The organism is Peribacillus sp. NPDC056705 (genome assembly GCF_043656335.1).
On the sequence record NZ_JBHTYI010000002.1, the window covers coordinates 416,433 to 439,564 of the forward strand.

Genomic DNA, 23,132 nt, shown 5'->3' on the forward strand with positions numbered 1-23,132 from the left:
TAGAGATGGAATTACTAATGACAAGATTGCATGAAGCCACTGTTTTGTTGTATGCCGTCAGTATGCTTTTATATTTTATCGATTTCCTTAATAATAACCAGAAGGCGAATAGGGTCGCCTTCTGGTTGCTTTCTATTGTTTGGGTGCTGCAAACAATTTTTTTGTTTCTGTATGTGTTGAAAACGGGAAGGTTCCCGGTATTGACGATTTTTGAAGGACTATATTTTTATGCATGGGTCCTCATATCGTTATCTTTAATCATCAACCGATTGTTAAGAGTCGATTTTACGGTCTTTTTTACGAATGTATTAGGTTTCATGGTCATGGCCATCCATACATTCGCACCTGTTCAGATAGAATCTCAAGTGCTTGCACAGCGCCTCGTTTCGGAGCTATTGCTCATACATATCACTTTTGCCATCCTATCATATGGGGCATTCACGCTTTCTTTCGTTTTTTCACTTTTATACTTAATTCAATATGATTTACTGAAAAGGAAGAAATGGGGAAAACGCCTGCTTCGACTCGGCGATTTAACAAAGCTCGAGCATATGTCTTATGTCCTCGCAGTAATAGGTGTTCCATTATTGGTGGTCTCCCTTATCCTGGGGATTCAATGGGCTTATATAAAAGTGCCTGGGGTATCCTGGCTGGACATGAAGATCATCGGCTCATTCATTTTGCTTATCGCTTACAGTGTGTTTTTATACTTGAAAATTCGGAAACAAATGTATGGAAGGACGCTAGCCTTTCTGAATATTGGATCTTTCATGATTGTGTTGATTAACTTTTTCCTTTTCGGAAGCCTTTCAACATTCCACTTTTGGAATACTTAGGAGGAAACTATGAGAAAAATAATTGTCGGTTCTAGACGTAGTAAATTAGCGATCACCCAAACGAACTGGGTAATCGATCAACTTAAAGAGCTTGGGGTCCCATACGAGTTCGAGGTGAAGGAAATTGTCACAAAGGGTGACCAAATCCTTGATGTAACACTTTCCAAGGTAGGCGGAAAGGGCTTATTCGTTAAAGAAATCGAACAAGCGATGCTTGATAAAGAAATTGATATGGCCGTACATAGTATGAAAGATATGCCTGCTGTGCTGCCTCCAGGCTTGACGATTGGCTGCATACCACCTAGGGAGGACCATCGGGATGCCTTGATTTCAAAGAACCATGAAACTCTTTCCGAACTGAAGCCCGGTTCCATCATAGGTACAAGCAGCTTGCGCCGCGGCGCGCAAATTTTGGCTAGAAGGCCGGACCTTGAAATTAAATGGATTCGCGGTAATATCGATACCCGTCTGAATAAGCTGAAAACGGAAGATTATGATGCCATCATTTTAGCAGCGGCCGGACTATCAAGAATGGGATGGGAACAGGACATCGTAACGGAATTTTTAGATGAGGATATTTGCATTCCGGCAGTTGGACAAGGAGCACTTTCCATTGAATGCCGCGAAGACGACAAGGATCTGCTGGCGGAACTTGCGAAATTGACCTGTGAGAAAACGAAAAGAACGGTTGAAGCGGAACGTGCCTTTTTGGATAAAATGGAAGGCGGATGCCAGGTGCCGATTGCCGGATATGCGGTGGCAAAAGAAAATGGATCCGTTTCGTTGACGGCTTTGGTCGCTGCCCCGGATGGAAAGGTGATTTATAAAGAAATGGTCGAGGGCGCCGATCCCGAGGCTGTTGGGCATGCTGCTGCCAAACAGATTAGTGAAATGGGCGGTAAAGAATTGATCGATCGCGTAAAAGAAGAGCTTGATCAGTAATGAATCCCGTTCAACCTCTTAAGGATTATCAGGTGTTAATCACCAGAGGGAAAGGACAGGCAGATGGTTTAAAAGAGTCGATCGAAAAAAATGGCGGAACGCCGCTTCTTGTGCCATTGCTTGAGTTCACTCTTCCTGATCATTTGGAAGATGTACAACAGCGGTTAGAAAAGTTGCTTACATATGACTGGATCATTCTGACCAGTCAAAATGGAGTGGATTTCTTCTTTAAGCTACTTGGAGACCAGCCTTTAAAGCTTCCGAAAATAGCCGTAATCGGCTCCAAAACAGAAGCGGCCCTGAAACGGCATGGATATAAGGCGGATTTCGTTCCAGCTCAGTTTGTTGCCGAAGGGTTCGTGGCGGAGTTCAATACCCGGCTTGATCCGGGGGCACGCGTGCTGCTGGCAAAAGGAAATCTCGCAAGGGCAGTCATTGCGGAGGCAATCAATGAAGCTGGTGCATCTTGTGATGAAGTGATTATTTATCATACAGTGCTTCCCCGAAGCAGTGAAAAAAAACTGGTGCGTCTTATAAAGAACCATGAAATCGACATCATAACCTTTACGAGTTCATCGACGGTCAATCATTTTTTGCAGATCATGAAACGCCATGAATTGGATACATACATAGACCGGATCATCATCGCAGCAATCGGGCCGATTGCCGCTAAAACAGCTGAAAAACATGGGCTATCCGTCGATGTATGTCCAGATGTATATACGACGGATGCCATGGTTGCGGAGTTAATACGCTTCATCTTGAAAAGAAGTGAAAAGGGAGGAACTTTAAAATGAAAAACATTCCATTCAATCGCCACCGCCGCTTGCGTGCAAGTGCTGGCATGAGGGCATTAGTCCGTGAAACACAATTGCATAAAGAGGATTTGATCTATCCGATCTTCGTCATCGACGGGGAAAATGTGAAAAATGAAATCAACTCCATGCCGGGCATCTATCAGCTATCGATGGATAATCTGGGGGCCGAAATGGATGAGGTCGTGAGTCTGGGAATCAAATCAGTCATTTTATTCGGTGTCCCTTTTGATCATGATAAAGACGAACAAGGCACAGGGGCATTTCATCACAACGGACTTGTGCAAGAGGCAACCCGCTTTATTAAAAAACAATATCCAGAAGTTATTGTCATTGCGGATACCTGCCTTTGTGAGTATACAAGCCATGGCCATTGCGGGGTTGTTGAAGGGGAAAAAATCCTTAATGACGCCTCTCTTGACCTTCTTGCCAAAACGGCAATCAGCCAGGCAGAGGCCGGCGCCGATATCATTGCGCCTTCCAATATGATGGACGGTTTCGTTGCGGCCATCCGTACAGGTCTGGATGAAGCGGGTTATGAAGATATTCCGATCATGTCCTATGCGGTGAAATACGCTTCGGCTTTTTACGGCCCATTCCGTGATGCTGCGAATGGTGCGCCACAATTTGGCGACAGGAAAACTTACCAAATGGATCCCGCCAATCGCCTTGAAGCGTTCCGTGAGGCTGAATCCGATGTTGCTGAAGGTGCGGATTTCCTAATCGTGAAACCAGCCCTTTCCTATATGGACATCATCAGGGACGTTAAGAATAACTTTAATCTTCCGGTTGTTTCCTATAATGTCAGCGGTGAATATTCAATGGTCAAGGCTGCTGCCCAAAATGGCTGGATTGATGAAAAAGCGATAGTGATGGAAATGCTGACAGGTTTGAAACGCGCAGGTTCCGACTTGATCATTACGTATTTTTCAAAAGAGGTAGCACGCTGGATAAATGAAGATAATCAATGATATAAAAAATATAACCTGTAATGGAAAAAGGGGATGGAATCATGCGGTCATATGAAAAATCGAAAAAAGCGTTTGCCGAAGCAAAAAATTTGATGCCAGGCGGCGTGAACAGCCCGGTACGTGCCTTTAAATCTGTGGACATGGATCCCATTTTCATGGAGCGTGGAAAAGGCTCAAAAATGTATGATATCGATGGAAATGAATATATCGACTATGTTCTATCATGGGGACCGCTTATCCTTGGACACACGAATGACCGTGTCGTGGAATCATTGAAAAAGGTAGCGGAATCAGGTACAAGCTTTGGAACTTCTACGCTGATCGAGAATGAACTGGCCAAGTTGGTCATTGAACGGGTGCCTTCGATTGAAATGATTCGGATGGTATCTTCAGGAACCGAAGCGACGATGAGTGCACTAAGGCTGGCACGAGGCATTACAGGCCGTGATAAAATCCTGAAATTCGAAGGTTCCTATCATGGCCATGGCGATTCATTGCTAATCAAAGCGGGTTCCGGCGTTGCAACGTTAGGTTTACCGGATAGCCCTGGAGTACCGGAAGGCATTGCTAAAAATACGATTACCGTAGCATATAATGATCTTGCTGCAACCAAATATGCGTTTGAACAATTTGGCGAAGACATCGCTTGCATCATCGTGGAACCTGTTGCAGGGAACATGGGCGTGGTTCCGCCACAACCTGGTTTCCTCGAAGGCTTACGTGAAGTGACGACCCAATACGGGGCTTTATTGATCTTTGACGAAGTTATGACAGGGTTCCGTGTAGGCTATAATTGTGCACAAGGCTATTTTGGCATCATACCTGACCTGACTTGCCTTGGGAAAGTAATTGGCGGCGGCTTGCCTGTCGGAGCATTCGGAGGCAAGCGCGAATTCATGGAACAGATTGCCCCGAGTGGGACAATCTATCAAGCAGGGACATTATCTGGTAACCCTCTTGCGATGACGGCTGGCCTTGAAACGCTGAGCCAATTGACTCCAGAATCCTATGATGAGTTCACCCGAAAAGGGGATATGCTCGAAAAAGGAATTGGAGAAGCAGCGGAAAAGTACGGAGTTCCCCATACATTCAACCGTGCCGGTTCCATGATTGGACTTTTCTTTACTAATGAAGAAGTCATAAACTATGATACAGCTAAAACATCCGACTTAGAGTTCTTTGCTTCTTACTATAGGGAAATGGCGAATCAAGGCATCTACTTGCCGCCGTCACAGTTTGAAGGTTTATTCCTTTCCACTGCACATAGTGATGAAGATATTGAAAAGACCATTGCAGCGGCAGAACAGGCTTTTGCAAAATTAAAAAAATGATGCAAGGCATCATGAACTACCGCTATATTAGATAATAATTTGAACTGGCTACCCTTTCTACCAAAGGCTTTTGGAGAAAGGCTGCCAGTTTTTTTTTTGCATACAATCAGTAAATGGAAGAAACGAATCAAAAGTAGGAGGCCGAATTAATAAGACGGTAGTCCGGATCATGCCGGATTTTTCAGCCCGATTGATACATAATTGGATCTCCTTCTTTTTAAAAGGCTTAGGAAAGATAAGGAGTATTGCAAATGAAATGAAGGAATAATCAGCTTCCTTCCTTCATAGATTGATATTGGTATAGGTACCGTTTCCTGAAGCTGAAAGGAGGAGTTGTCTTGTCGCAAGAAAATGAATCGTATTTACGATTTTCTTTAGAGGAATCCGTTTGGTTCCAGAAGGGACAGGAAGTGGCTGAGCTATATTCCATTTCCCTTGATCCGAATGTGGCGATTCAAGAAAGTGATCAATATGTTTATATACGAGGCTCGTTAGATTTAAGCGGTGAATACAAAGGCTCGCAAAATGGTGAAGAAGAGGAGTTTTCGCAGACCTTTTTGCCAAAAGCAGTTCAAAAGGTCGAGAGGCATCTTGATGGACTTAATGAGTTCACACACCGTTTTCCGGTTGATATAACGATTCCGAATAATCGGATTGCCTCATTGGATGAGGTCGATGTCTCGATTCAAAGCTTTGATTATGCCATGCCAGAGCATAATTGTTTGAAATTGCAGGCGGACCTTTTGATAACCGGAATCTATAATGATTCATATGTGGAAGAACGTTTCGATACTGAGCAGGAAGTTGGGGAAACAGAGGAACAGGAAGAAACGGATGGGGAAAACGAGTCATATATTCCTTATGCAGCTGCTGTGCCGCCAATCCCGGATTTTCAGCCTGTTTTCCGTGATGAGGAGGAAGAAGAGTTATACGCGCCTTTTTCTGCAGAATCAAAACGAGTTTCCGAAGCAAACGAAGAAGAAGAAGAGGAACCGATTTTTTTAAGCGATCAGCATAATGCCCCAGTTTTTGAAATGCCCGTTTCACCATATCCGGAAGAGGAGGAGTGGGAAGCGGAAGTGCATAGAGAGGAAGAAGCTGTAGAAGAAGAAGTAATTGGCAATCCGCATGACTCCGAGGAAATGGTACCTTCAATGGAAGAGGCGAAACTGGAGGAAGTACCAAGCAGGCAGGATTCCATGGAGAAGATGGAGATTCCTAAGGTGACATTGAGAGAAGATGTAGTGGAAGAGCCAAGTCATGCAACCATGCATCAAAATAGCCCTGTTTCAAATTTAGAATCCGAGGATGTTATCTGGCAGGGAGAAGATGACGTTGCAGCGGGCCCTATCCTTAATGAGAATGTGAAGGTGGAACAGGAAGAGGAATCCAATTCGTCCATAAGCGATCTATTCAAAAAGAGGGAAAGACCAGCGCCTCCGGCTAAGGAGGGTAAGTATTTCAAAGGCAGGAAACAAGCCGCGGAACGTGATGATAAAGAAACGGCCAATCATGATGAAAAGCAGCTATCCATCATGGATTTATTCGGACGGAAACAAGAAGAAGAACTAGTAAGGATGAAGGTTTGCATTGTTCAGCAAGGGGAAACGCTTGAAGACTTGGCTCAACGATATGATGTTACGGTTCAATCGATACTTTTCAGCAATGAATTGGAGTCGAATCAGAACGTCCATGAAGGGCAAGTCATCTATATACCGAAGGCGGTTGCATATAAGAATTGACCAGGACAGAGAGCAGAGCATATGGTCTGCTCCTGTTTTTTAGGTGCTAGAGGAATCGGATCGTTCAGTTTTTTAGAGAAAGTGAGTGAGTCTCGTGAGGGAAAACGAGAATCAGCAGCCTGCCAATCGGGATTGGGACGCGGAGACCGTATTGAAGGAATATGCCATGTATGTACAATATATTGAGGACTTCGGACGTGTAAAAAAAGTATACAGTGATCGCGGTACATTTGCCTTGAAATCCATGGTACCGCAGAACGGCATTGATTTTATGAAAAATGTTCAAAAATTGTACCATCGCGGCTATAACCGGATCGTTCCCATTTATCAAACGATGGATCAGCGTTACGCCGTTCTTCATAATGGACGTTTGTATTACCTGATGCCCTGGCTCAATAATGAAAGGGACGGGGAGCGCGATGAAAATCATAAGCAAATGTTCAGGGAGCTCGCTCGGATGCATACACTTTCCGTTAAGGAAATACAAGTGGATATCGAGGAACGGGAAGCCCATTATGAGCGGACGCTTGATGCCTGGAATAACGAGAAGGAATTCATCGATGAGTATATTGTCAGCTGTGAAAAGAAGTGGTATATGTCTCCATTCGAACTGACGGTTTGTTCTTTCTACACGGATATTTCACAGGCGCTGAGGTACTCGATCAAGAAATTTGAAACCTGGTATGAAAAAACGAAGGATAGTGAAAAGGTTCGAACCGTGGTCACGCACGGAAAGGTTTCCATGAAGCATTTCGTTTATGATGAGCGGGGTTATGGCTACTTCATCAATTTTGAGAATTCGAATACAGCTCCGCCGCATTTCGATTTACTGCCATTTCTCGTTAAATCAGCCAGAACCTATCCTGTCCAATGCGATGACTGCGTTGACTGGCTATATAACTATTTTCGTTATTTTCCGTTGAAAGAAGAAGAATTGCTGCTCATGCAAAGCTATCTGGCATTCCCTGGGTCAGCTTTGGAATTAGTGAAGGGTTACTCCGATGGCACGGGCCATCGTTCAGAGCTTGATAATGTTACACAACTGCAGCGGCAATTTTGGCTTTTGAAAAATATTGAATATATGGTGATGAAAATTGAAGAAATCGAACAGCAGAAAAAGGCAGCCGCCGAGGCTACCAAAGAAGAAGAACAATCACCCCCAAGCTAAATATACATGATTGGATCATCTCCAGTCATGTATATTTTTTTGCTGTAAGGGAATACTTAAATCCATTCGAAATACAAAGACATGGCCAGGAAAATAAAGGCGATTAGCAGGAGCATATCGAAGAAAGTCGGGAAAATCAGCGTACGTAATCCTTGGAACACAATAAAGGGGAAGATGAACTGCTGGCAGACACCGCGGAATTTCTTCACCCAAGGCGGTAAAGTATAGGGAGTATATCTTCGCTTCATAATATTACCTTCCTTTTTAGGACTTCTTATATTCTATGGGTGGGCAGTGAAAAAGGTGAAACAGCCGTCACATTCACTGTTTCTGGCGGATAAAATAAAGAAAATGAACTTGAATTGTATCAAAAGGGATGATTCCTGAGAAAGTAAGCGAAAAGATGATTGACTCGAGCCCCATGTTTTTTGTACTATATACTATATGCATTCAATGATTTTACTTATGAATATAAATCAATGCAAAGACCGGAAATAGTAAGATGAAATGCACTTTTCAGAGAGGAAACCAAATTGGTGCGAGGTTTCCAGGCAGCAGCATCCGAAGTCGTCCGCGAGCAGTCTTCGTGAACCCCTTAGTAGCGAAGGCCGGTGAAGAGCCGTTATCCGATTTGAGAGCCGAAAGAGATTTTTTTCTTTTTCGGAAAAAAGGTGGCACCGCGAACAACTTCCTTCGTCCTTTTGTGATGATGGAAGTTTTTTTTATGCCCAAAAAGGAGGAAATGTTATGGAAGAGAACCAAATTTCTATGCCGACTAAATATGATCCGCAAACGATAGAGAAAGGCCGCTACAAATGGTGGCTTGATGGAAAATTTTTCGAAACGACGGGTGACGATAAAAAAGAACCATATACGATTGTCATCCCGCCGCCTAACGTGACAGGTAAGCTTCATCTTGGCCACGCTTGGGATACGACGCTTCAAGATATATTGACACGCATGAAGAGGATGCAAGGCTATGACGTTTTATGGTTACCGGGCATGGACCATGCCGGTATCGCCACTCAAGCGAAAGTGGAACAGAAACTTCGTGCTGAAGGCGTGAGCCGTTATGACCTTGGGCGAGAAAAATTCGTCGAAGAGACTTGGAAATGGAAAGAGGAATATGCGAGCCATATCCGTGAACAATGGTCAAAGCTCGGTCTTGGACTTGATTATACACGTGAACGCTTCACTCTTGATGAAGGGCTTTCAAAAGCTGTGCGCGAAGTGTTCGTTTCGCTTTATAACAAGGGCTTGATTTATCGCGGCGAATACATCATCAACTGGGATCCATCAACGAAAACGGCGTTATCCGATATCGAGGTTATTTACAAGGATGTGCAGGGCGCATTTTACCATATGAAATATCCTTTGGTTGACGGATCAGGAGAAATTGAAATTGCCACCACCCGTCCAGAAACGATGCTTGGCGATACTGCTGTGGCTGTACACCCTGAAGATGACCGTTATAAACACTTGATCGGCAAAATGGTCCGCTTGCCAATTACAGGCCGGGAAATCCCAATTGTCGGTGATGATTATGTCGATATGGAATTCGGTTCAGGCGCGGTCAAAATTACTCCGGCTCATGATCCGAATGACTTCGAAATCGGGAACCGTCACGATTTGGAACGCATCCTTGTCATGCATGAAGATGGCTCGATGAATGAAAAGGCTGGTAAATATGAAGGCATGGACCGTTTTGAATGCCGGAAACAAATCGTAAAGGACCTTCAGGAAGAAGGAGTACTTTTCAAAATCGAAGATCACCTTCACTCAGTCGGCCACTCAGAAAGAAGCGGTGCTGTTGTTGAACCATATCTTTCGACTCAATGGTTCGTTAAAATGCAGCCGTTGGCTGATGCATCCGTTGAGCTTCAAAAAGGAACCGATGAGGAAAAAGTTCATTTCGTACCGGACCGTTTCGAAAAAACGTACCTGCATTGGATGGAAAATATCCGCGACTGGTGCATTTCCCGTCAGCTTTGGTGGGGCCACCGCATTCCAGCCTGGTACCATAAAGAAACAGGTGAAGTGTATGTAGGTCACGAAGAACCTGCGGACGCTGAAAACTGGGAACAAGATACAGATGTCCTTGATACATGGTTCAGCTCGGCATTATGGCCGTTCTCGACTATGGGCTGGCCTGACAAGGACAATGTCGATTTCCAACGCTACTATCCAACCGGGGCACTTGTGACAGGCTATGATATCATTTTCTTCTGGGTATCACGGATGATTTTCCAAGCTCTTGAGTTCACTGGTGAACGTCCATTTGAAGATGTGCTGATCCACGGTCTGGTTCGTGACGAACAGGGGCGCAAGATGAGTAAATCGCTTGGCAATGGTGTCGATCCGATGGATGTAATCGATCAATACGGTGCCGATTCGCTGCGTTACTTCTTATCCACTGGCAGCTCGCCAGGACAGGACCTTCGTTATAGCACGGAAAAAGTGGAAGCGGTTTGGAACTTCTCCAATAAGATTTGGAACGCATCCCGTTTTGCTTTGATGAACATGAACGGCATGACTTATGACGAAATTGATTTAAGCGGTGAGAAGTCTGTAGCTGATAAATGGATCTTGACGCGTTTGAATGAAACGATTTCAAACGTAACCAGACTTGCGGACCGTTATGAGTTTGGTGAAGTGGGCCGTGTGCTTTACAACTTCATTTGGGATGATTTCTGTGACTGGTATATTGAAATGGCGAAGCTTCCGCTATATGGCGATGACGAAGCAGCTAAGAAGACGACGCGCTCGATCTTGGCTTATGTACTGGATAACACGATGAGATTGTTACACCCATTCATGCCATTCATTACCGAAGAAATCTGGCAGAACCTACCGCATCAAGGTGAGTCCATCACTGTTGCCGCTTGGCCGGAAGTGAATGAAGGGTTGACGGATACAGCTGCAGCCGAGGAAATGAAGCTGCTGGTTGAAATCATCCGCTCCGTCCGTAATATCCGTGCTGAGGTGAACACACCGCTAAGCAAAAAAATCAATTTAATCTTAAAAGCGAAAGATGAATCCATCTTAGGGACTTTACAGAAAAACAGCAGCTATATCGAGCGTTTCTGTAATCCTGAACAATTGACGATCGGAATCGAAGTCGAAGAACCTGCTCAAGCCATGACAGCTGTCGTAACTGGCGTAGAGCTAATCCTTCCGCTTACAGGACTGATCAACATTGACGAAGAAGTGAAACGTCTTGAAAAAGAACTCGACAAACTTAATAAAGAAGTTGAGCGCGTACAGAAAAAATTGGGCAACGAGGGCTTCGTTAAAAAGGCGCCGGCAAGCGTCATCGAAGAAGAACGTGCCAAGGAAAAAGACTATAGCGAAAAACGCGACTCTGTAATCCACAGGATCAGCGAACTGAAACAATTGTAAAACAAAAGGATGAACCAGCTTGAAGCCGGTTCATCCTTTTTGTGTTTAAATGCTATTCAAGAAAAATATTCCATTAGGATGATATTCTTTCTTTTATGAATGAAAGGTACTCCCGTACGATATTCATATCACTTAGTGCACTTAATGTCCGGCTGCCGACGACATCCTCGATTTCGTTGAGCATGAGGCTGCCATCTTCCGCCAATATGAAATCGATACCGACCAGGCCAAAATCAAACGAACTCATTACTCTTTCAACAAGGGCTAATTCAGAAGCGGTCAGCTCATATAGAGAAGCCGATCCGCCCAGCGTATAATTTGCCTTGAAACTGGAAGCGGACTCTCTAAGTACAGCAGCCTTCACTTTTTTCCCAACCACAAAGACGCGGATATCCCTGCCGAATAAGCCAGGTTTTTGGACTATCCAATTTCCATCATTCAGTTCGGCAAGATCATCGGCATGCTCGATTAGATATACTTGTTTCCCGCCGCGACCACGTATTTCCTTAGCAATGAAAGGGAACTCCATGTCATCTGCACTCGGCCTCCCGTTACAATATACGGTATCGGCCATTGGAATCCCGAGCGAGGACAAATATTGATGCGTCTTTGCTTTGTCGTTCGCGATTTCCGATACGAAGGAGGAGTTAAAGCAAGCAATCCCCAGTTGCTCAAGTTGCTTTGTAAAAAAAGGGTCGATGGTCCGGACGATAGCAAAGTCCGGCAATGAAATGGGCTGTGTCCCATGTTCCACGTACAACTTGTTGAAACGATGACCGATCCTAAGATCTTCCCGAAAGTGAAAGTGTAAATCAAGGTCAAGCTTACTTGCTTCATCAAGCATCCAATCTATGTATCCCTTATTCTTCAAGGCATCTTTACGGTTATAAATCAACCAGCCTGCTTGTTTTTTCATCAGATGCACTTCCTTTTCCTAATTCTTTCAAGATATAATCGAACAGACTATCAGCGATGTTGATGCCTGTACATTCATAAATATTCAGTAAATGCGAATTCGAATTCACTTCGCACAAAAGCGGACCTTCTTCACCGAACAACAAATCGACGCCAGCGAAGTCGGCACCCAAAATTTGCGCACATCGGATGGCAAGTTGTGCTTCTTCACTGGTGGGTATATAAGGTGCAGCCTGTCCCCCGGCAGTCATATTAGCTCGGAAGTCTTGCTCGGAATGGCGTTGCATCGCTGCTATGACTTGATTTCCCACGACATTCACACGAATGTCCCGACCTTTGCTGTGCTTGATGAATTCCTGGAGTATAAATGGCTTGTGGCCAAGATTATGGATCGTCTTTAGTAACTCATCCTCTGTTGGGATTAAATATACTTGTTCCCCAAAAGAACCGTACGCTTCCTTAACGACAAGGGGATACCCAAGTTCATTGCCGATTTGCATGAAAGCATCCATATGGACCCTTTCTATCCCTTCGTAGGTAAAAGGGGGGAATATGGTTTTCGGCATCGGGATGCCATGGCCGGTCAATGCTTGATGTGTTTTTGCTTTGCTGTCGCAAATATCGATCGCTGTACTGCTGTTATATACGGGGATGCCGAGCAATTCCAAATGGCGTGCCAAATGAATGTCTTTATCCATGAACAGGACAAAATCAGGCAGCTTATCAAAGGCACCTTTAAGCAGTGGCACTCCTTTTTCGATAATGGGAAAGAGATCTGAATTGCGGATAAGGGTTGCCATGATATCTTTCCTTTCAGCCGCCTCTTTAATGAACAAAGCCAAACTGGAAAACTTATCATGCTGTAAATAGCCATTAACGACAATCCAACAGTGGAAATCTGAAGGTTTCATTGTAAAGCACTACCTTTCATCTAGGTTAATCGTTCATATATTGATAAAATAATCTTAACGCATAAGAGCGGTATAAAGAAAGAGGAGGCTCAACGATAATGGTAACAACCATGAAAGAAATCAATCATTTTTTTGAACGGCGCCAAATTCAATTGGGCATGAATTTTGGCCTATCACGAATGGAAACATTGTTAACTGAATTAGGTGACCCGCACAAGGCGCTAAAGTATATTCACATTGCAGGATCCAACGGGAAAGGATCAACACTGCAATATATTAAAGAAATCCTGCTTGCCCAAGGCATTCGGGTCGCTTCCTTCACTTCGCCTTATTTAATACGGATGAATGAGCAGCTGAAGATTAACGAGGATGAAATCAGTGATAAGGATTTTATCGCTGTCTTCCAGGAGCTTTGGCCGATCATTCAAGGGATGGACAGTAAGGGGAATGGTCCCACTCAGTTCGAAATTTTGACCGCCATGGCATTCTCTTATTTTAGCAAAAAGGAAGTGGATTTGGTTTTGATGGAAACCGGTTTGGGAGGCAGGCTCGATACAACGAATGTCATCCAGCCGTTTCTTTCGATCATTACCTCGATTTCTTTGGAACATACGAACATCCTGGGAAACACACTTGGGGAAATTGCTTTTGAGAAGGCGGGCATCATTAAAAGCGGGGCGCCGATCATTAGCGGAGTCACAGCCGGGGAACCAGCAAAAGTAATTGAAGAAAAAGCGTCGTCATTAGGCGTACCTTATTACCAATTAGGCAAAGACTTTCATGTAGGCAAAATAAAGCAAAGTGAAAGAGGGCAAAGTTTCTCCTTTTCGCTTGCAGACAGGTCCATCGAAAATGTGGAAATGCGGATGTTAGGGCGCCATCAAATGGAGAATGCGGCATTGGCCATTGCTGCTGTCACATTAGGAATGGAAAATATCGATGAAAAAAGCATACTTAAAGGAATAGGGGAAGCGAAATGGAATGGCCGCTTTGAAAAAATATCGGATGAGCCATTGGTGATCATTGATGGTGCACATAATCCTGCCGGCATCGACGTACTGAAGGAAACGCTAAAAGTGCATTACCCCGACTATAAGTACCGATTCGTATTCAGTTCATTTAAAGATAAAAATTATTCCGATATGCTTCATGGACTGGAAACGGAAGCGATGGAAATCATCATTACCGAATTCGACCATGAACGGGCGGCGGATGCGAAAACGCTTTATGAAAAGTGCAGTCATCCAAATAAAAGTATAAACTGGGATTGGCAGGCGGCAATAACGGAAGGCAGAAGGAAAACAGGGAAAAAAGAGATTCTTGTCATCACAGGGTCCCTTCATTTCCTTTCACTTGTGAGGGAGTTCCTGATCAGAGAAGGTGCCTAAAGGGATGTACCTTTACCGGCGGACTAATTATCTTTCCCGAATGTTGAGAAATGAGGCACTTTATCATGGAAACCAAAGCCTAGGAACCAACGGTAAGCCATATTTGTTTAATTTCTTCAACTGTTATACGCATTGAACGAATACCGAAGTTATATTGAATGAAAGTCAGTTTGACTACTATAACTAGATCAGTACTTGGGCGTCCTATCTCTGAATACAAATCTTTCACCAAGTCATAAATGAAAGTGAAGTCAATGACAGCCTCAATTTTACGAACCAAATGGTTCGCATGCACCAGTTGATCTAAAGTAATCATTTCAAGTTGATCACGCTGAATAGAATCATATTTAGAAAGCATCCTCATCACCTGGCATCTATAAGTTAAAACAAAGTTGATTGGAGCGGGTGTTCGAGACTCCTGCTTAGAAAAGCGAGTCCAGGGGAGACCCCGCAGGCGCAAAAGCGCCGAGGAGGCTCCCGGACCGCCCGCGGAAAGCGAGTGCCTGGAGTGGAAATTAACGTTCAAATTGCACAAACCCCCAAAAAAACTGTAGACAAACTCTATTTTCATCGAGTTTGTCTACAGTCTGAGAAAAGGATCTTTTCGAAGGTCCTTTTCTCTTGTTAACAAGTCTCTTGAAAAGAAAAAACTCTAATAGAATGATTGATAACAAATCACCAAGTATATTTGTTAAAATATGTTTATATATTGATTCTATGTGACTGATGAATAGTAGGATCTACTTAATAAAATAACAGGAGGAATGATAATCATGAAGAACCGAAGTGATTATTACATAACGGAAGGGACTTTTATATCAGGGTTTCACAGAAAGGCAATCGAATCCTCATGCACTATGTATAAATGATGGTTATCCATATCTATCTCTTCGTTTTGGGCTTGATTTTAGGCTCATTCTTCAACGTTGTCGGTTTAAGTGTTCCAGCTGGTCATTCATTTGCTAATCGTCGCTCCGCCTGCCCTTCTTGCGGGCGTACATTGACATTCTTCGAGTTGATACCGGTTATTTCTTATATGTTGCAAGAAGGGAAATGCCGTGGCTGTAAAACAAGGATTTCACCCCTTTATCCGGCAGTGGAAATGCTGACCGGTGTTTTGTTTACCTCTGCACCCATCTTCCTTGGCTGGTCGAGCGAACTCTTGATTGGCTGGACATTGATTTCATTATTTATGATCATCTTCGTGACGGATGTCGCCTATATGCTCATTCCTGATAAAATACTGCTTTTCTTTACGGTGACTTTTATCGCTCTAAGAGTCCCCTTTCCGCTGTCGCCCTGGTGGGATTCAATTGTCGGGGCAGCGGTTGGCTTTAGCTTGCTGTTATTGATCGCTGTCGTGAGCAAGGGTGGCATGGGCGGCGGTGATATCAAGCTATTTGCAGTGATTGGCTTTGTACTGGGAATGAAGATGGTGCTATTATCGCTTCTCTTTGCGTGCTTTTATGGGGCATTCCTTGGCATCATCGGATTGCTGACCGGAATCCTAAAAAAGAAAACACTTATTCCTTTCGGACCGTATATCGTTTTTGGGACATTTACTGCTTATTTTTGGGGCGATGCCCTTTTACATTGGTATGTAACTTTTTTAAGGTGAGCTTAAAGGGCCATCCTAATGCAGGAGGAATTTGTCAAAAATCACCTGAACAATAGCGAAGTAGGGAACTATCCCCAAATGGCTGCAAGTGTAGATGACATGAAAGAGGAATATATGTAATTGGTGAGTGGCGATATTGAATGGTACATGAACCGGAAGTACCAGTACCTTGGAAACCTTGGTTGGCTACCCATATATGAATAGGGAAATTTGACGAAACCTATTAATGACAAGACGACAAAAGTCTTGTTATTTTTTTTTACCTCTATGTTAGGATGAAAAAAATGATTTGGAGGGGAGGAAAAAAATTGGGCAAGCCGGAACAAAGCAAGGGTGTAACGATTAAAATAAATGGGGAAGAAAAAGTATTTCCAGATAAAAAGATTGAAAGTCAAGAGGCGGCGAGTAAGGAGCACGAACAGGAACACACAGATGAGAGTTTCGAATGGATACTCCCTGAGGATTCAAACGAAAACAAAATCGTATTGGTTCCCTCACCGCCGAAGAAAAAAATGCCGAAGTTCATCGGTTTTGGCACCAGTTCGCTGAAAAGCCAGGATAAAAGGCCGATCAAGACATTCATGATCGCTGTCATTTGTGCCGTTTTTTTTGGGTCGATTCTCGGCTTGATCGCCGTTAAAACAATTACAAAGGAAAAAGCAGAAGTATCTTCGGTCGAGACCTCGATTCCAACGGAAGCCACAGTTGAGGATAAAAAAGCGGCAGTGACTGAACCAGGAAACCAGCTGAAGACATTCCTTGTACAGGGAGGAGTATTCAGCAGCGAGGATGCAGCAAGGCAAATACAAAAGAAAATCATTGAAAAGCAGGTTCCTGCTGAAATTTTCAAATTGGAAGACAGCTATTATCTATTCTTGGGATCGGCAGAGAGTCTAGCTGCAAGTAAGGAGCTGGCCTTGTTCTTAAAGTCCTATGATGTGGACGTATATTGGAAGGAAATCAATTTAGAAGCAACCGGGACAAGCCCGGAAGATGAGAAAACCCTCGATAAGATGAAGGCAGTATATGCTTCATTGGCAGAAACATCGGCAACTAAACTTCGTGGAAAGGAAGGGGCGGTAAACGAAGGAACCTTGAAAAAAAATATGGATGAACTGAAGGCGGTGAAATTATCGCCGGAGTTTTCGAAAATGAACGATGACCTGACTGCTGCCGCCAAGTCGATTGACGAATATGGGACTTCCAAAAATGAAGAAAAGCTATTCCAAGCTCAAGAAAGCCTGCTTGATTTTTTATTGAATTTCCAAAATATATCGAGTTAAGGAATGAAAAAAGGGGGGCTGCCTAATGGGACAAGCTCCCCAATATGAAACCATCTGTGACATCTTTTTTATTTTCCGGGAAATACTTACAGGCTTTTGTCGATTCCTAGTAAACAATAATTGTGGATTGCAACATAATTTGATAGGATAGATATTGTATCTCCCTATGTAAAGAAAGGTGACTTTTTATTATGCAGCCATTGATTTTAGCTTCTTCATCACCACGTCGTAAAGAACTTCTACAATTTCTTCAAATCCCCTTTGAAAGCATGAATTCCAATGTCGATGAAAGTATTGATGAAAACATGTGTCCTGATGCAGCGGTGAAAGAACTGGCATCCCGTAAAGCGGAAGCCATCGCAGCAAAGTTTCAGGAAAGCTGGGTGATCGGCTCGGATACCGTTGTTGTCCTTGATGGTGAGATATTGGGTAAGCCGACAAGCCGGGCGGATGGAAAAAGAATGCTGGAAATGTTATCAGGACGGACACATGAAGTATACACAGGTGTCGCCATCCTATTCGGCAAGCATCGCAGAGTATTCGCAGAAAAAACGGAAGTGACATTTTGGGAGCTGCCAGAAGCTGAAATCGAACGTTATCTGGATAGCGGGGAACCCTTTGACAAAGCTGGCGGCTATGGGATTCAAGGATACGGATCTCTTCTTGTCGAACAAATCAAAGGAGACTATTTCTCAGTCGTCGGGCTTCCGGTCTCAAGACTGGCCCGGGAACTTAAAGCGATGCAGGAAGAGTTAGGATAAGATAATTTGATTTCGTCTGGCATCTTCCCTTTTATTAAGAAAGGGTTGATCTTTTGAGCGAAAAAATGTTAATACGGGATTACCCGAAAGAAGAGCGGCCGCGCGAAAGGTTTCTACAGGACGGGCCGCAAAGTCTCTCCAATCAGGAATTGCTTGCTTTGCTGCTCAGGACTGGGTCAAGGGAGGAATCAGTCCTGCAACTATCCGGCAGGCTCATCAATTCCTTCAAGGGCCTGCGCTTGTTAAAAGAAGCCTCAGTGGAAGAACTGACCTTGATCAAAGGGATTGGTGAAGCAAAAGCGATTCAAATCCTGGCCTCTGTCGAACTTGGCAGGAGAATTAACAATTTGAATGATCAAGACCGGTATGTGATTCGGTCTCCTGAAGATGGAGCCAACTATTGCATGGAAGAAATGCGGTTTTTATCACAGGAACATTTCGTCTGTCTCTATTTAAATACGAAAAATCAAGTGCTTCAAAAAACTACGGTATTCATCGGCAGCCTCAATGCATCGATCGTGCATCCGCGCGAGATCTTTAAAGAGGCTTTCAAAAGGTCCGCCGCCTCTATCATCTGTCTTCATAACCACCCCTCCGGAGACCCCTCTCCCAGCAGAGAAGATATTGAAGTGACGAAAAGGTTAGTCGAATGTGGTAAAATAATCGGGATTGAAGTATTGGACCACATCATTATCGGGGAGCATAAATATGTTAGTTTGAAGGAAAAAGGTTATTTATGACACTATCAAATTTTTTGACGATACGATATAATATTGTTTATGATTTTTAAAAGAGGAAACTTTTTCAAAGGGTCTTATTGTCAAAAAACGACAAATTATTATTTGAACTTATAAAAAGGCATTTTTGTTTACGAAAGGGAGATACCATAATGTTTGGAATTGGCGCTAGAGATATAGGGATTGATTTAGGAACGGCGAATACGCTTGTTTATGTGAAAGGAAAAGGCATCGCGGTACGTGAACCATCGGTTGTAGCTGTGCAAACAGATACAAAGCAAATCGTTGCAGTCGGAAACGATGCGAAAAACATGATCGGCCGTACACCTGGTAACGTGGTTGCCCTTCGCCCGATGAAGGATGGAGTCATTGCTGATTATGAAACGACGGCTACCATGATGAAGTACTATATGAAGGAAGCTCAAAAGAAGGGTGTATTCGGCAATAAGCCATATGTCATGATTTGTGTGCCTTCTGGAATTACGGCAGTTGAGCAGCGTGCAGTCATCGATGCAGCTAGACAAGCTGGAGCACGGGACGCATATCCTATCGAAGAACCGTTTGCAGCAGCGATCGGTGCAGACCTTCCGGTTTGGGAGCCTACAGGAAGCATGGTCGTTGATATCGGCGGAGGAACGACGGAAGTGGCAATCATTTCCCTTGGCGGAATCGTTACAAGCCAATCGATCCGTATTGCCGGTGATGAAATGGATGATGCCATTATCGTTTACATCCGTAAGAACTACAATTTGATGATCGGTGAGCGTACTGCTGAAGCGATCAAGATGGAAATTGGTTCTGCCGGTGACACGGAAGGCGTAGAAAACATGGAAATTCGCGGACGTGACCTATTGACTGGATTACCGAAAACAATCGAAATCACAGCTGAAGAAATATCCAAAGCATTAAGCGACACAGTTTCTGCAATTGTGGATTCCGTGAAAAACACTTTAGAGAAAACACCACCTGAATTGGCCGCTGACATCATGGACAGAGGCATTGTATTGACAGGCGGGGGTGCTTTGCTGCGCAATTTGGATAAAGTCATCAGTGAAGAAACGCAAATGCCGGTGATCATCGCTGAGAATCCACTGGATTGTGTTGCAATTGGAACGGGAAAAGCGCTGGACCACATTCATTTATTCAAGACTAAATCAAGAGATTCGCGATAAGCATTACTTCTCAAATAGGGCCGGCTCAACAAAAGGTGCAATTTTGAGCCGGTTTTCTTATGTTCTACAGTTTAATTAAATCCATAGTGTAAGTTTAAAACCATAGAGTAAATTTTTAGATAGAGGTGTAATCACCATGCCACAGTTTTTTAATAAAAAGCTCCTTCTCTTGCTCGTTAGTATTATCGTTCTCGTGGCATTGATCGGTTTTTCATTAAGGGAGAGAGAAGAGTTGACTTGGCCGGAGCAATTCCTGAAAGATACGACAGGCTGGGTAGGTAATGTGTTTAATAAGCCAGTATCGGGTATAACAGGTTTTGTAGGGGGCTTAAAAGACCTTCAACATACATACGATGAAAACAGAAAATTGAAAGCCCGCTTGGATGAATATGTATTATTGAAAACCCAAGTCCAGGATTTAAAGGAAGAAAATGAAGAACTTCGCGATAACCTCAAAAAAGAAGATGACCTGAGGAAATATTCGCCAACTCAGGCGACGGTCATTGGCCGTAATCCCGACCGCTGGCATGAAATGCTGACGATCAATAAGGGGAAGCGTAATGGGGTAGAAAAAAACATGGCAGTCATCACATCCAATGGGTTAGTCGGTAAGGTGAAATCAGCGACGGATTTCACGGCCTCGGTTCAACTTTTAAGTTCGATCGATAAAGCCAACCGCGTCTCGGCCATCATTCAAGGTGATGATAAAGCATATGGCTTGATTGAAGGGTTCGATGATAAAAAGAACCTTTTGCTGATGAAACGGATTCCATATGATAAAAAGATCAAGAAAAATTCATTGGTCATCACATCCGGTTATGGCGGAATCTTTCCGAAAGGTCTGCTGATCGGGAAAGTTGTCGATGTAAAAGTGGATCAATATGGATTGAACCAGACCGCATATATTGAACCTTCGACGGATTTTTATGATATTAATAATGTTATGGTCGTTCAGCGCGAAGTGGACGGTGTACCGAAAGAAAGTGAAGGGGAGGATGGAGCTGAGTGAGATATTTCATCCTTTCTTTTATAGCCTTGGTTTTTTTTGTTTTTGAAAGCATCTTCGCCCAGATGTTCGCTGGAGATGCATTCGGGTCCGATAAGATACTCGTGCCCCATTTCATGATGATTTTCGTTTTTTTCCTGACCATGTACGGATCCAGGAAAATGGGTATGCTTTATGGGGCGATTCTTGGGTTGACTTATGATGTTGTATATACGGAAATCCTGGGGATTTACATGTTCCTGCTGCCTTTTCTCGCCTATCTGATATCGAAAAGCATGAAAATCCTGCAAAATAACATATTGATCGCCTGCCTTACTGCGCTTTTATCCACGGCAGTTTTAGAGGTTGTCATCTTTCAGATGAATATCATCCTATCTTTTGCAGATATGGGATTTGGTGAATTTGCGGAACGGAGATTGATTCCGACATTATTATTGAATCTAGCGTTTATTATCATCAGCTGCTATCCTTTAAAAAGAATGATTGAAAAGCTTGATTTGCAAGGAGAAACGGAATAACGTTCCTGTGTCTTAAGAAGCAGGGGGGAAATGTATTTTCCCTTTTCCTTGTACGTAGAAAAAAGGAAATTTGTTTTCCTATGTCGAATTATATTTCATTGAGGTGAAACAAACGTCATGAATAAAAGAATTCAGCAAAATGTCATGATTAAGGGAACAAAAGACGGGTTTATGCTTCATCTCGATGATTCTTGCTCATTTTCCGAATTATTGAAAGAGTTAGAAGTGAAGCTTTCGGCAAACTATCAGTTTCAAGAAAATGACCCGTCCATTTCCGTAAAAGTACATACAGGGAACCGCTATCTTGATGAACAACAAGAAGAAAAGATTAAAGAGGTCATCCATAAAAAGAAGAAGCTTTTCGTGGATGAGATGATTTCGAATGTCCTGACGAAGGATGAAGCGAAACGATGGAAAGATGAAAACCAAGTGACGACCGTGACCAAGGTCATAAGGTCGGGACAGGTTTTTGAAGTTCCCGGAGACTTACTTTTAATTGGGGATGTCAATCCCGACGGTACGGTTCGTGCGGGTGGCAACATATATATCATGGGACAGCTAAAGGGAATAGCCCATGCCGGTTATAAAGGGAATAATGAGGCCATAATAGCAGCCTCTGTCATGAAACCTGCCCAGCTGCGCATTGCCGGACAAGTGAATTTATCTCCTGACCAATATACGAAATGGGGACATGACTTGGAATGTGCCTTCATGGATGAAGAAGAAAATATCATAATAGAAAAACTGCAAGTCTTAAAGAAATATAGACCTAATTTAAATAGATTAGAAGGGGGTCTCTAATCGTGGGAGAGGCAATAGTTATAACATCCGGTAAGGGTGGTGTCGGGAAAACGACCACCTCCGCCAATTTAGGAACATCTTTAGCTCTTCTAGGCAAGAAGGTTTGCTTGATTGATACGGATATTGGTCTTCGGAATTTGGATGTGATCATGGGATTGGAAAATCGCATCATCTATGATTTGGTCGATGTGGTCGAAGGGCGCTGTAAGATACACCAGGCGCTCATTAAGGACAAACATTTCGAGGATTTGCTTTACTTGCTTCCAGCTCCGCAAAATAGTGATAAAACAGTGGTGAATGAAGAGCAGATGAGGAAACTCATAAGCGATATGAAGCCTGACTATGATTATGTCATCATTGATTGCCCTGCAGGCATTGAACAGGGCTTCAGGAATGCCATAGCTGGGGCGGATAAGGCAATCATCGTTACGACTGCAGAGAGACCGGCTGTCAGGGATGCCGACCGTATTATTGGCTTGCTTGAAAAAGAAGAGCATATTGAACCGCCTCAATTGATCATCAACCGGATACGCGGCCATTTGCTACATGAGGATGAAGAAATGGATATCGATGGTGTTGCCGATTTTCTTAAGATTGATTTGATCGGCGTCATTCCTGATGATGACCAAGTCATTGTGGCAGCGAATAAAAAGGAACCCATTGCCTATAATCCGGACAATAGAGTTTCGCTTGCCTATCGGAACATTGCCAGAAGGATCCTTGGTGAATCTGTGCCCTTGACTCCAATTGGCAGCGAACCAAAGGGCTTCATATCCAAATTGAAAAAATTCTTTAGCGTGCGGTAAATCTATATTCTT

Annotated in this window: 21 protein-coding genes, 1 pseudogene and 1 other annotated feature; of the genes and pseudogenes, 18 read left to right on the forward strand and 4 right to left on the reverse strand. The window is 43.5% G+C overall.

The annotated features are described in order from the left end of the window. The first annotated feature begins 17 nt into the window (after positions 1–17). The 7 genes from ACFRAK_RS04445 to ysxE all read left to right on the forward strand — a co-directional run bounded on the left by ACFRAK_RS04445 (position 18) and on the right by ysxE (position 7,805). Positions 18–836 (forward strand): cytochrome C assembly family protein, encoded by an 819-nt coding sequence (locus ACFRAK_RS04445; protein WP_253513634.1) that lies wholly within the window; start codon positions 18–20, stop codon positions 834–836. A gap of 9 nt (positions 837–845) precedes the next feature. Further along, positions 846–1,778, forward strand: a complete 933-nt coding sequence (hemC, locus tag ACFRAK_RS04450) for a hydroxymethylbilane synthase (protein ID WP_387602595.1) — start codon at positions 846–848, stop codon at positions 1,776–1,778. Next, a complete protein-coding gene (locus ACFRAK_RS04455; protein ID WP_394571351.1) occupies positions 1,778–2,575 on the forward strand; it encodes a uroporphyrinogen-III synthase in 798 nt (265 codons plus the stop codon). The genes hemC and ACFRAK_RS04455 overlap by 1 nt, the downstream gene beginning before the upstream one ends. Next, entirely contained in the window at positions 2,572–3,564 is a 993-nt protein-coding gene (hemB, locus tag ACFRAK_RS04460; protein ID WP_076364930.1) for a porphobilinogen synthase, read from the forward strand. Before ACFRAK_RS04455 ends, hemB begins: the two co-directional genes overlap by 4 nt. 41 nt (positions 3,565–3,605) lie before the next feature. Further along, positions 3,606–4,895: a glutamate-1-semialdehyde 2,1-aminomutase gene (gene hemL, locus ACFRAK_RS04465; protein ID WP_387602602.1), complete on the forward strand. Its 1,290-nt coding sequence runs from the start codon at positions 3,606–3,608 to the stop codon at positions 4,893–4,895. Positions 4,896–5,233: 338 nt separating this feature from the next. Then, positions 5,234–6,637 carry a stage VI sporulation protein D gene (gene spoVID, locus ACFRAK_RS04470; RefSeq protein ID WP_394571352.1) on the forward strand — a complete coding sequence of 468 codons (1,404 nt, stop codon included), beginning with the start codon at positions 5,234–5,236 and terminating at the stop codon, positions 6,635–6,637. Between the two features lie 94 nt (positions 6,638–6,731). Then, positions 6,732–7,805, forward strand: coding sequence for a spore coat protein YsxE (ysxE, locus tag ACFRAK_RS04475; RefSeq protein ID WP_387602607.1), 1,074 nt, complete (start codon positions 6,732–6,734; stop codon positions 7,803–7,805). 56 nt (positions 7,806–7,861) lie between these two features. On the opposite strand, the gene ACFRAK_RS04480 is transcribed toward ysxE, so the two are convergent. Beyond that, positions 7,862–8,053 carry a hypothetical protein gene (locus ACFRAK_RS04480; protein WP_192205965.1) on the reverse strand — a complete coding sequence of 64 codons (192 nt, stop codon included), beginning with the start codon at positions 8,051–8,053 and terminating at the stop codon, positions 7,862–7,864. A gap of 227 nt (positions 8,054–8,280) precedes the next feature. Further along, positions 8,281–8,509, forward strand: a binding site (T-box leader). 43 nt (positions 8,510–8,552) lie between these two features. Here ACFRAK_RS04480 and ACFRAK_RS04485 point away from each other — a divergent pair. Next, positions 8,553–11,204: a valine--tRNA ligase gene (locus ACFRAK_RS04485; protein WP_394571353.1), complete on the forward strand. Its 2,652-nt coding sequence runs from the start codon at positions 8,553–8,555 to the stop codon at positions 11,202–11,204. Positions 11,205–11,277: 73 nt separating this feature from the next. Here the strand turns inward: ACFRAK_RS04485 and ACFRAK_RS04490 are convergent, their stop codons facing one another. Further along, positions 11,278–12,120, reverse strand: a complete 843-nt coding sequence (locus tag ACFRAK_RS04490) for an ATP-grasp domain-containing protein (protein ID WP_387705085.1) — start codon at positions 12,118–12,120, stop codon at positions 11,278–11,280. Next, positions 12,089–13,030, reverse strand: a complete 942-nt coding sequence (locus ACFRAK_RS04495) for an ATP-grasp domain-containing protein (protein ID WP_394571354.1) — start codon at positions 13,028–13,030, stop codon at positions 12,089–12,091. The genes ACFRAK_RS04490 and ACFRAK_RS04495 overlap by 32 nt, the downstream gene beginning before the upstream one ends. 98 nt (positions 13,031–13,128) lie before the next feature. Between ACFRAK_RS04495 and ACFRAK_RS04500 the strand changes: the two genes are divergently transcribed. Further along, positions 13,129–14,418: a bifunctional folylpolyglutamate synthase/dihydrofolate synthase gene (locus ACFRAK_RS04500; protein WP_387705081.1), complete on the forward strand. Its 1,290-nt coding sequence runs from the start codon at positions 13,129–13,131 to the stop codon at positions 14,416–14,418. A gap of 29 nt (positions 14,419–14,447) precedes the next feature. On the opposite strand, the pseudogene ACFRAK_RS04505 reads toward ACFRAK_RS04500, so the two are convergent. Then, positions 14,448–14,776 (reverse strand): annotated as a pseudogene (locus tag ACFRAK_RS04505) (transposase); the annotation flags it as partial. 507 nt (positions 14,777–15,283) lie between these two features. Here ACFRAK_RS04505 and ACFRAK_RS04510 point away from each other — a divergent pair. From ACFRAK_RS04510 to minD, 9 genes are all read left to right on the forward strand, one after another. Next, positions 15,284–16,036: a prepilin peptidase gene (locus ACFRAK_RS04510; RefSeq protein ID WP_394571355.1), complete on the forward strand. Its 753-nt coding sequence runs from the start codon at positions 15,284–15,286 to the stop codon at positions 16,034–16,036. A gap of 308 nt (positions 16,037–16,344) precedes the next feature. Further along, on the forward strand, positions 16,345–17,319 hold the full coding sequence (locus tag ACFRAK_RS04515) for a hypothetical protein (protein WP_394571356.1): 975 nt from the start codon (positions 16,345–16,347) through the stop codon (positions 17,317–17,319). Between the two features lie 191 nt (positions 17,320–17,510). Continuing rightward, positions 17,511–18,080 carry a Maf family protein gene (locus ACFRAK_RS04520; RefSeq protein ID WP_192205958.1) on the forward strand — a complete coding sequence of 190 codons (570 nt, stop codon included), beginning with the start codon at positions 17,511–17,513 and terminating at the stop codon, positions 18,078–18,080. Positions 18,081–18,145: 65 nt separating this feature from the next. Beyond that, complete coding sequence (radC, locus tag ACFRAK_RS04525; protein ID WP_394571369.1) at positions 18,146–18,820, forward strand: RadC family protein; 675 nt, start codon at positions 18,146–18,148, stop codon at positions 18,818–18,820. Positions 18,821–18,969: 149 nt separating this feature from the next. After that, positions 18,970–19,989: a rod shape-determining protein gene (locus tag ACFRAK_RS04530; RefSeq protein WP_034308871.1), complete on the forward strand. Its 1,020-nt coding sequence runs from the start codon at positions 18,970–18,972 to the stop codon at positions 19,987–19,989. A 136-nt stretch (positions 19,990–20,125) separates the two neighbouring features. Next, on the forward strand, positions 20,126–20,998 hold the full coding sequence (gene mreC / locus ACFRAK_RS04535) for a rod shape-determining protein MreC (protein WP_387707263.1): 873 nt from the start codon (positions 20,126–20,128) through the stop codon (positions 20,996–20,998). Next, complete coding sequence (mreD, locus tag ACFRAK_RS04540) at positions 20,995–21,513, forward strand: rod shape-determining protein MreD (protein WP_192205957.1); 519 nt, start codon at positions 20,995–20,997, stop codon at positions 21,511–21,513. The genes mreC and mreD overlap by 4 nt, the downstream gene beginning before the upstream one ends. 117 nt (positions 21,514–21,630) lie before the next feature. After that, positions 21,631–22,314: a septum site-determining protein MinC gene (gene minC, locus ACFRAK_RS04545; RefSeq protein WP_063232834.1), complete on the forward strand. Its 684-nt coding sequence runs from the start codon at positions 21,631–21,633 to the stop codon at positions 22,312–22,314. A 2-nt stretch (positions 22,315–22,316) separates the two neighbouring features. Continuing rightward, a complete protein-coding gene (gene minD, locus ACFRAK_RS04550) occupies positions 22,317–23,120 on the forward strand; it encodes a septum site-determining protein MinD (protein ID WP_063594290.1) in 804 nt (267 codons plus the stop codon). The last annotated feature ends 12 nt before the right edge of the window (positions 23,121–23,132 follow it).

What these genes read in the sequence shown, in the direction of transcription:
- ACFRAK_RS04445 (WP_253513634.1), top strand. Translation starts at nt 18, where the DNA reads ATGACAAGATTGCATGAAGCCACTGTTTTGTTGTATGCCGTCAGTATG.
- hemC (WP_387602595.1), top strand. Translation starts at nt 846, where the DNA reads ATGAGAAAAATAATTGTCGGTTCTAGACGTAGTAAATTAGCGATCACC.
- ACFRAK_RS04455 (WP_394571351.1), top strand. Translation starts at nt 1,778, where the DNA reads ATGAATCCCGTTCAACCTCTTAAGGATTATCAGGTGTTAATCACCAGA.
- hemB (WP_076364930.1), top strand. Translation starts at nt 2,572, where the DNA reads ATGAAAAACATTCCATTCAATCGCCACCGCCGCTTGCGTGCAAGTGCT.
- hemL (WP_387602602.1), top strand. Translation starts at nt 3,606, where the DNA reads ATGCGGTCATATGAAAAATCGAAAAAAGCGTTTGCCGAAGCAAAAAAT.
- ACFRAK_RS04480 (WP_192205965.1), bottom strand. Translation starts at nt 8,053, where the DNA reads ATGAAGCGAAGATATACTCCCTATACTTTACCGCCTTGGGTGAAGAAA.
- ACFRAK_RS04485 (WP_394571353.1), top strand. Translation starts at nt 8,553, where the DNA reads ATGGAAGAGAACCAAATTTCTATGCCGACTAAATATGATCCGCAAACG.
- ACFRAK_RS04490 (WP_387705085.1), bottom strand. Translation starts at nt 12,120, where the DNA reads ATGAAAAAACAAGCAGGCTGGTTGATTTATAACCGTAAAGATGCCTTG.
- ACFRAK_RS04495 (WP_394571354.1), bottom strand. Translation starts at nt 13,030, where the DNA reads ATGAAACCTTCAGATTTCCACTGTTGGATTGTCGTTAATGGCTATTTA.
- ACFRAK_RS04500 (WP_387705081.1), top strand. Translation starts at nt 13,129, where the DNA reads ATGGTAACAACCATGAAAGAAATCAATCATTTTTTTGAACGGCGCCAA.
- ACFRAK_RS04510 (WP_394571355.1), top strand. Translation starts at nt 15,284, where the DNA reads ATGATGGTTATCCATATCTATCTCTTCGTTTTGGGCTTGATTTTAGGC.
- ACFRAK_RS04520 (WP_192205958.1), top strand. Translation starts at nt 17,511, where the DNA reads ATGCAGCCATTGATTTTAGCTTCTTCATCACCACGTCGTAAAGAACTT.
- radC (WP_394571369.1), top strand. Translation starts at nt 18,146, where the DNA reads ATGTTAATACGGGATTACCCGAAAGAAGAGCGGCCGCGCGAAAGGTTT.
- ACFRAK_RS04530 (WP_034308871.1), top strand. Translation starts at nt 18,970, where the DNA reads ATGTTTGGAATTGGCGCTAGAGATATAGGGATTGATTTAGGAACGGCG.
- mreC (WP_387707263.1), top strand. Translation starts at nt 20,126, where the DNA reads ATGCCACAGTTTTTTAATAAAAAGCTCCTTCTCTTGCTCGTTAGTATT.
- minC (WP_063232834.1), top strand. Translation starts at nt 21,631, where the DNA reads ATGAATAAAAGAATTCAGCAAAATGTCATGATTAAGGGAACAAAAGAC.